The sequence below is a fragment of the Mycobacterium sp. UM_Kg1 genome, assembly GCF_000972925.1.
In the GTDB taxonomy this organism is placed as follows: Bacteria; Actinomycetota; Actinomycetes; order Mycobacteriales; family Mycobacteriaceae; genus Mycobacterium; species Mycobacterium hiberniae.
The window spans coordinates 40142-47961 of sequence record NZ_JRMK01000011.1 but is presented as its reverse complement, the minus strand read 5'-3'; the positions used below and the strand labels follow the sequence as shown (position 1 = coordinate 47961).

At 67.4% G+C, this 7820-nt stretch carries 7 protein-coding genes and 1 tRNA gene; 4 read left to right on the top strand and 4 right to left on the bottom strand.

Annotation, left to right across the window (positions count from 1 at the left end):
- From thrC to argS, 4 genes are all read right to left on the bottom strand, one after another.
- Positions 1–675: threonine synthase (gene thrC / locus LI92_RS03380; protein ID WP_046315896.1), on the bottom strand; the 675-nt coding region annotated here is incomplete at its 3' end.
- Complete coding sequence (locus LI92_RS03375) at positions 672–2006, bottom strand: homoserine dehydrogenase (RefSeq protein ID WP_046315894.1); 1335 nt, start codon at positions 2004–2006, stop codon at positions 672–674. The genes LI92_RS03375 and thrC, both read right to left, overlap by 4 nt.
- Before the next feature lie 2 nt (positions 2007–2008).
- Positions 2009–3382: a diaminopimelate decarboxylase gene (gene lysA / locus LI92_RS03370; protein WP_286134824.1), complete on the bottom strand. Its 1374-nt coding sequence runs from the start codon at positions 3380–3382 to the stop codon at positions 2009–2011.
- A 50-nt stretch (positions 3383–3432) separates the two neighbouring features.
- Complete coding sequence (argS, locus tag LI92_RS03365; protein ID WP_046315891.1) at positions 3433–5079, bottom strand: arginine--tRNA ligase; 1647 nt, start codon at positions 5077–5079, stop codon at positions 3433–3435.
- A gap of 112 nt (positions 5080–5191) precedes the next feature.
- On the opposite strand from argS, the gene LI92_RS03360 reads away from it, so the two are divergent.
- The 4 genes from LI92_RS03360 (at position 5192) to LI92_RS03345 (ending at position 7804) form a co-directional block, all read left to right on the top strand.
- Positions 5192–5267: transfer RNA gene (locus tag LI92_RS03360), tRNA-Arg, on the top strand.
- 78 nt (positions 5268–5345) lie between these two features.
- The gene (locus tag LI92_RS03355; protein WP_052740688.1) at positions 5346–5705 is read left to right on the top strand and encodes a hypothetical protein; all 360 of its coding nucleotides are present in this window, start codon (positions 5346–5348) and stop codon (positions 5703–5705) included.
- Between the two features lie 6 nt (positions 5706–5711).
- Positions 5712–7109, top strand: coding sequence for a hypothetical protein (locus tag LI92_RS21795; RefSeq protein ID WP_052740687.1), 1398 nt, complete (start codon positions 5712–5714; stop codon positions 7107–7109).
- Positions 7109–7804 (top strand): hypothetical protein, encoded by a 696-nt coding sequence (locus LI92_RS03345; protein WP_192829969.1) that lies wholly within the window; start codon positions 7109–7111, stop codon positions 7802–7804. The genes LI92_RS21795 and LI92_RS03345 overlap by 1 nt, the downstream gene beginning before the upstream one ends.
- Positions 7805–7820 lie beyond the last annotated feature (16 nt).

Genomic DNA, 7820 nt, shown 5'->3' with positions numbered 1-7820 from the left:
GCCCAGCATCTTCGGCAGCTTCTCCGTCAGGCCGTCGGCGTGGTATTCGCGGTAGCCCTTCCAGTACGCGGTGATGTTGCCGGCGTTGCCGACCGGCAGCGAATGGATGTCGGGTGCGGTGCCCAAGGCATCGACGATCTCGAAAGCCGCGGTCTTCTGGCCCTCGATACGCACCGGGTTCACCGAGTTCACCAGCGAGATGGTGGGAAAGTCGGTGGCCATCTTGCGGGCCAGTTCCAGGCAGTCGTCGAAGTTGCCGTCGATCTGAATGATCTTGGCGCCGTGCATGACTGCCTGCGCCAGCTTGCCCATGGCGATCTTGCCCTGCGGGATCAGCACCGCGCAGGTGATGCCGGCGCGCGCCGCGTAGGCCGCCGCCGATGCCGACGTGTTTCCGGTCGATGCGCACAGCACCGCCTTCTGGCCGCGGGCCACCGCGTCGGTGACCGCCATCGTCATCCCCCGGTCCTTGAACGAACCGGTCGGGTTGAGGCCTTCGACCTTGAGGTGCACGGTGCAGCCGGTCTGCTCGGAGATCCGCTTGGCGTGGATCAGCGGGGTGCCGCCCTCGTGCAGGGTGATCGGCGTCCAGTCGTCGCCGATGGGGAGCCGATCGCGGTAGGCGCCGATCAGCCCGGGCCAAGGGCGATGGATAGGTGTCCGGGTGGAGCTCACTGGTCTGTTCCTTCCAGTCTCAGCACACTGGCGATCCGCTGGACTGCGTCCAGGCCCGCAAGCGCCGCAACAGTTTTCGACAAAGCCGACTCGGCGGCTCGGTGGGTGACCACCACGATACGAGCACCCACCAGCTGGCCTTCACCGTCGGCGACGCCTTCCTGGCGCACCTCGGCGATGCTCACACCGTGCGCGGCGAACTCGGCGGCCACCGTGGACAGCACGCCCGGTTTGTCGGCCACGTCCATGCTCACGTAGTAGCGGGTGGCGACGTCGCCGATCGGCGCGATGGCCAGCTGGGCGTACTTGGACTCGCGGGGGCCGCGACCGCCCTGCACCCGGTTACGCGCCGCCATCACCAGGTCTCCGGTGACCGCCGACGCCGTCGGCGCACCCCCGGCGCCCTGGCCGTAGAACATCAGCCGACCGGCCGCCTCGGCCTCGACCACCACCGCGTTGAAGGCGCCGTTGACGCTGGCCAGTGGGTGGGTCAGGGGAACCAGCGCCGGGTACACGCGGGCCGAAACCCGCTGCTGGCCATCGGGGGTGGTGAGGCGCTCGCAGATCGCCAGCAGCTTGATGGTGCAGCCCAGGGCCCGTGCGCTGGTGAAGTCCGCCGGGCTGATGCTGGTGATGCCCTCGCGGTAGACGTCGTCGGCGGTGACGCGGGTGTGGAAAGCGATCGACGCCAGGATCGCGGCCTTGGCAGCGGCGTCGTAGCCCTCAACGTCGGCGGTCGGGTCGGCCTCGGCGTAGCCGAGCGCGCTCGCGTCGGCCAGCGCGCTGGTGTAGTCGGCGCCGGTGGAGTCCATCTCGGACAGGATGTAGTTGGTGGTGCCGTTGACGATGCCGGCCACCCGCAGCACGGTGTCCCCGGCCAGTGACTGGGTCAGTGGGCGGATGACCGGGATCGCGCCGGCGACGCTGGCTTCGAAGTACAGATCCACCAAAGCGTTCTCGGCGGCCTCGGCCAGCTCGCCGGTGGAGCGCGACAGCAGGGCCTTGTTGGCGGTGACGACGGACTTGCCGTGCGCGATCGCCGACAGGATCGCCTTGCGGGCGGGCTCGACCGGACCCATCAGCTCCACGACGATGTCGACGTCGCTGCGCGAGACCAGGCTGTCGATGTCGTCGGTGAGCAACTCCACCGGGACACCGCGGTCAGCCGAAACACGACGCACCCCGACACCGCGCAGCACCAACGGCGCCCCGATGCGGGCCGCCAGGTCGTCGGCGCTGGCTTCGAGGATGCGGACCACCTCGCTGCCGACGTTGCCCAGACCGAGTACGGCCACCCCGATGGGGGCCCCGGATACCTGCGAACCGGCCACTTCTACCCCACCTCCAGGCTGATTAGGTCTTCGACGGTCTCCCGGCGCAGCATAAGGCGAGCTTTTCCGTCGCGTACCGCCACCACCGCCGGGCGGGTGAGCAGGTTGTACCGGCTCGACATCGAGTAACAGTAGGCGCCCGTTGCGGCCACGGCGACCAGGTCGCCGGGCACCAGGCCGCGGGGCACCCAGGTGTCGCGAACGATGATATCGCCGCTTTCACAGTGCTTGCCGACGATGCGTGCCACCTCGGGCTCGGCGTCGGCACCGTCGATGGTCCGCGACACCAGGCGCACGTCGTAATGCGCGTCATAAAGCGCCGGGCGGATGTTGTCGCTCATACCGCCGTCGACGCTGACGTAGCGGCGGTGCGCGGTGGCGCTGATGTCGACGTCTTTGACGGTGCCGACCTCATAGAGCGTCACGGTGCCCGGCCCAGCGATGGCCCGGCCGGGTTCGACGACCAGCTGGGGGGCGGGCAGGCCGACCGCCGCGGACTCGTCGCGCACGATCGCGGCCAGCTTGGCGGCCAGCTCGGCCATCGGCGGCGGGTCGTCCTGCGGCAGGTAGGAGATGCCCAGTCCCCCGCCCAGGTCGATCACCGACAGCTGCGCGGTCTTGTCGAAGCCGAATTCGGCGACCACATCGCGCAGCAGCCCGATGACCCGGTGGGCGGCCAGCTCGAAACCGGCGACGTCGAAGATCTGCGAGCCGATGTGGCTGTGCACGCCGATCAGTCGCAGATGCTCGGCGGCGAACACCCGCCGGATGGCCTCCATCGCCGCGCCGCTGGCCAGCGAGAGCCCGAACTTCTGGTCTTCGTGCGCGGTCGAGATGAACTCGTGGGTGTGGGCCTCCACGCCGACGGTGACTCGCACCAGCACGTCCTGCACCACACCGGCCGCCGCGGCGACGGCGTCGAGGCGGTCGATCTCGATCAACGAGTCGAGCACGATGTGGCCGACGCCGGCGTTGACCGCGGTGGTCAGTTCCTCAACAGATTTGTTGTTGCCGTGCAGGGTGATTCGCTGCGCGGGGAAACCGGCGCGCAGAGCCACCGCCAGCTCGCCGCCGGTCGCGACGTCCAGGCACAGGCCCTCCTGGTCGATCCAGCGCGCGATCTCGCTGCACAGAAAGGCTTTGGCGGCGTAGTGCACGTGCTCGCCGCCGCCGAACGCGTCGGCGATCTCGCGGCAGCGGCCCCGGAAGTCGTCCTCGTCGATAACGAACAGCGGGGTGCCGTACTCGGCGGCCAAGTCGGTCAGTTTCACGCCGGCGATCCGCGTCACGCCGTCGTCGCCGCGAACGGTGTTGCGGGGCCAGACGTTCGGCGCCAGCTCCAGCAGTTGCTGCGGGTTCTGCGGCCGCGGCGGCAGGCCGTCGGGCTGGAGCGCTTCGGCGTGGCGGGGGCCGGCGGGGTGGACGTTCACATCCGCTCCGGTGCGCTGACGCCCAGGATGCCCAGCCCGTTGGCGATCACCTGGCGGGTGGCCTGACACAGCGCCAGGCGCGCGGCGTGCAGATCCGTGGGTTCTTCGTCGCCCTGCGGCAGCACCCGGCAGCTGTCATAGAACCGGTGGTAGTCGCCGGCGAGGTCCTCGAGGTACCGGCACACCCGGTGCGGCTCGCGCAGCGCGGCAGCGGTTTCCAGCACCCGGGGGAACTCGCCCAGGTTGCGGATCAGCGCGCCTTCCTTGTCGTGGCTCAGCAGTCCGAGGTTGGCGGTGCTCGCGACCAGGCCCAGTTCGGCGGCGTTGCGGGCCAGCGCGCAGAGTCGGGCGTGCGCGTATTGCACGTAGTAGACCGGGTTTTCGTTGCTCGCCGAGGACCACAGCGCCAAGTCGATGTCGATGGGCGTGTCCACCGAGGAGCGGGTCAGGCTGTAGCGCGCGGCGTCCACGCCGATGGCCTCGACCAGGTCATCGAGAGTGATCACCGTGCCGGCGCGCTTGCTCATCTTGACCGGCTGTCCGTCGCGCACCAGGTTGACCATCTGTCCGATGAGCACCTCGACCGTTGCCGGGTCGTCGCCGAAAGCCGCCGCAGCTGCCTTGAGCCGGGCGATGTAGCCGTGGTGGTCGGCGCCGAGCATGTAGATGCACAGGTTGAAGCCGCGTTCGCGCTTGTCCAGGTAGTAGGCCAAGTCGCCGGCGATGTAGGCGGGCTTGCCGTCGCTCTTGATCACGACGCGGTCTTTGTCGTCGCCGTAGGAACTGGTGCGCAACCAGGTGGCACCGTCCTTTTCGTAGATGTTGCCGTTGGCGCGCAGCCGCGCGATGGCCTGCTCGACCCGCCCGGAGGTGTGCATCGAGTCTTCGTGGGTGAACACGTCGAAGTCGGTGCCGAACTCGTGCAGCGAGGCCTTGATGTGGGTGAACATCAGGTCGACGCCGATCGCGCGGAAGGTCTCCTGGGCGTCCGGGCTGTTCAGCGCGTCCGGGGCCTGGGCCAGCACGGCGGCGGCGATGTCGTTGATGTAGGCGCCGGCGTAGCCGTCCTCGGGGGCGGGCTCGCCCTTGGCGGCGGCGATCAGCGAGTTGGCGAACCGGTCGATCTGGGCGCCGTGATCGTTGAAGTAGTACTCGCGGGTCACCGCGGCGCCCTGCGTGCTCAGCAGCCGGCCCAGCGCGTCGCCGACCGCGGCCCAGCGGGTGCCGCCGATGTGGATGGGGCCGGTGGGGTTGGCCGAGACGAACTCGAGGTTGACGTTGAGGTCGGCGAACTCGCGGGAATGGCCGTAGTCGGCGCCCGCGGCGACGATGTTGGCCACCACGGCGCCCTGCGCCGAGGCCTCGATGCGCAGGTTCACAAACCCCGGGCCGGCGACCTCGGCCGCGGCGATCCCGTCGGCCTGCTCCAGCGCCTGCGCCAGCCAACCGGCCAGCTCACGCGGGTTGGCGCCCACCTTCTTGCCCAGCTGAAGGGCCAGGTTGGTGGCGTAGTCACCGTGTTCGGGGTTGCGCGGCCGCTCGACCGTCACCGTCGCGGGCAGCGCGGCGGTGTCCAGGTCGTGCTCGGCCAGCACCGCTGCGGCGGTGGTTTTGAGCAATTCGGCCAGATCGGCGGGGGTCACGAGGCCCCATCCTATGGTCTGTCGTGGTCAGGCCCCGAATCCGTCCGGTTCTCGGGTCGGGGCATTCATGCGCTACTCTGTCAAAGCCCACATGGCGCCGCATCACGCGAGCGCCCCCGTAGCTCAGGGGATAGAGCGTCTGCCTCCGGAGCAGAAGGCCGCAGGTTCGAATCCTGCCGGGGGCACCACCCAAAATGCCACCTCATTGGCCCAGCGCGCTCGGCGACTGAATTCCGCAAATTCGGATTCACTTATACGCTTGGCGGGTGACCAGCCCCGTCCTGCGGGTCGTCCCAGCCGACCTGCGCCAACTGGCGCAACGCTGCGCGATGCTGGCCGGCCAGGTCGCACCGCAGTTACCAACACTTCCAGCGTCCGCATGGCAGACCAGCAGTGCAGCATGCACCACCACCAACACTGGCGCCGGCACAGCCGCAGCAGCGATGCGCGCCCGGCTGAGGGCCAACGCGACAAAACTCACCACCACCGCCAACGAATACGAGGCGATGGACAACAACGCCGCAGCCGCCCTGACCGCGGTCACCCAGCCAGCAGGCGGCCCCCCACCCCTGGCCCCGCACTCCGGCGTCGACGCCGGCGCCGGCGCGCTCGCAACCGGCAGGTAGGCCGCTATGTCCGGGCTACCGACACTGACCGAAGTCGAAGACGCCACCTGGGATCACCTGATCGCCAACACCACCGCCTGGACCAACCTCGCCGACTCCTGGGAAGCCGCGTTCACCGAAGTCCGCGACGCTGCGGCCAGGCCCGGCGGCACACCGTGGACCGGCGCCGGCGCCGAAGGCTTTCAGCGCCGATCCGCCGCAGATCTGGTCAAAGTCCACGGACCAGCCGACGCGCTGCGCAACGCCGCCACTACCGCCGCCCGCGGCGCGCAGACCCAACACCACAACAAAGCCGAGGTGCTCTACGCCGTCGCCGCCGCCGAACGCGACGAATTCCGCGTCGGCGACGACTACTCCGTCACCGATACGTGGCCCTACTACAGCTCCACCGCCGAACAGGCTCAACGCGAGCAGGCCGCGGCCGATCATGGAAGTTTCATCAAGTCCCGCGTCGCCAACCTGGTCACCAACGAAAACCAGATCGCCCGCGACCTGACCACCGCAACCACAGGTCTGCACTACTTCGCCTTCGGCGAAGACGGCACCCACAACGCAACCGGTGCCGGCACGAAACCGCAGACACCGGCTCCACTCACACCAGACCCATCAGATGCGGCGCGGCAACGCGATCAGACGATTGCCGACGATCCGACCCCAGACCCGGCAGCGCGCCGACTGGCCCAGCAACGTCTGGATGACTTGCGGAATTCCCAGTTCATCGGCCCCCTGCCAACCGATCCGGTGCTCGGAGGCGACGCGCGCACCCGCGCCCAAGCCAGACTGCAGTTTCAGCGTTTCCTTGAATCCGGGCGGGCCTATTCAGACCGGCCACCGCTGACACCCGATCAAGCAACCCAGATGCTCGATCGCTGTGAGTTGCAGGCCCGGGCATTGGTCCTGGGAGGCTTCGCCGACCAGCTGAAATCGGCGGGGGTATCCCCGGCAGGTATCAGCCAAGCACTCGAGGAGGTGCGAAGCGGCAAGTCGCCCCGACAGCTGATCCACGAAGCGGGCTCTGACATATCCACCGGGGTAGGCGGTTTGGGCAGCGGACTGAGTTCACAGGCGAACGCCCTACCCCAGGGCAAGCATTGGGGCAACGCCCCGACATGGTCTGCAGCAGACGTCGACGCCCTGAAAACGCTGGGCAAGAGGCTGTCTCGTTCGGCCGTTCTTTTGGACGTCTTGGTGACGGGCGACGACATCTTGGGTGGAGCTCCCACCGCCCGAGAGTCCGCAAAACTCGGAGGTCGCAGTCTTGGCGGCTGGTTAGGAGGATTCGCAGCAGGGGCAGCTTGGGGTTCGTGGGTGGGGCCGGAAGGCACCGTGATTGTCGGACTTGCCGGTGCTATTGCAGGCAGTTTTGGCGGGGAATTAGCGGTGGAGAAAGCGATGGGCGACTAATGGTGAGCAATCTGGCCTTCTTCGTAGTAATCTTGTGCTTCTTTACGGGATTTGCCCTTTCGTTTCTTAACATCAGCATTCACGCGCAGCGGCGGATCTATTGGAGTTCTGCTTGTATTGCGGGCGTTTTTGGCGTCCTGGCGACATATCCCACCTGGAAAAACGCAGCCGGGATGGGAATATTTTTTGCGTCGGGAATGGCCGTCGCAGCGTATGTATCGACTCCCTACATCAAGATCGGCGGAAAGATCTACTCCTTGACGATCGAAGACCCCGATCCCGAAGATGAACCTCCAACAACCGATCCCGCACAGCAGGAGATCGATCCACACCCCGACTCCTACAGCGGACTACTCACCGCCACAACCATGTGGTGGGCTCTCGTCGTACTCAGTGCGATCGGCTCCGGAAATGTGTATTTCGCCGCCACAGAAAAAGGCGAGATCTGGGCGGGAGTCATGAGTGGTGCCTTCGCCGCAATGCTCGCCGTCGTGACCGGACACGGCGACGCCAGCTGGGGCTATCCGATTGCGCGCGGACAATACGTCCAGTTTGTCGTCAACACAGTCATCACCGCCGGTGTTTTTTACTTCCTGTACGTGGCCGCCTACTACGCCGGCCGACGCCACCCCATCCGACGCAAACATTCGATGGAATATCGAGTACACCCCCGGCACAGGGAGCTGGACAGCTGATACCGCCGCATTGGCC

What these genes read in the sequence shown, in the direction of transcription:
- LI92_RS21795 (WP_052740687.1), top strand. Translation starts at nt 5,712, where the DNA reads ATGTCCGGGCTACCGACACTGACCGAAGTCGAAGACGCCACCTGGGAT.
- LI92_RS03345 (WP_192829969.1), top strand. Translation starts at nt 7,109, where the DNA reads ATGGTGAGCAATCTGGCCTTCTTCGTAGTAATCTTGTGCTTCTTTACG.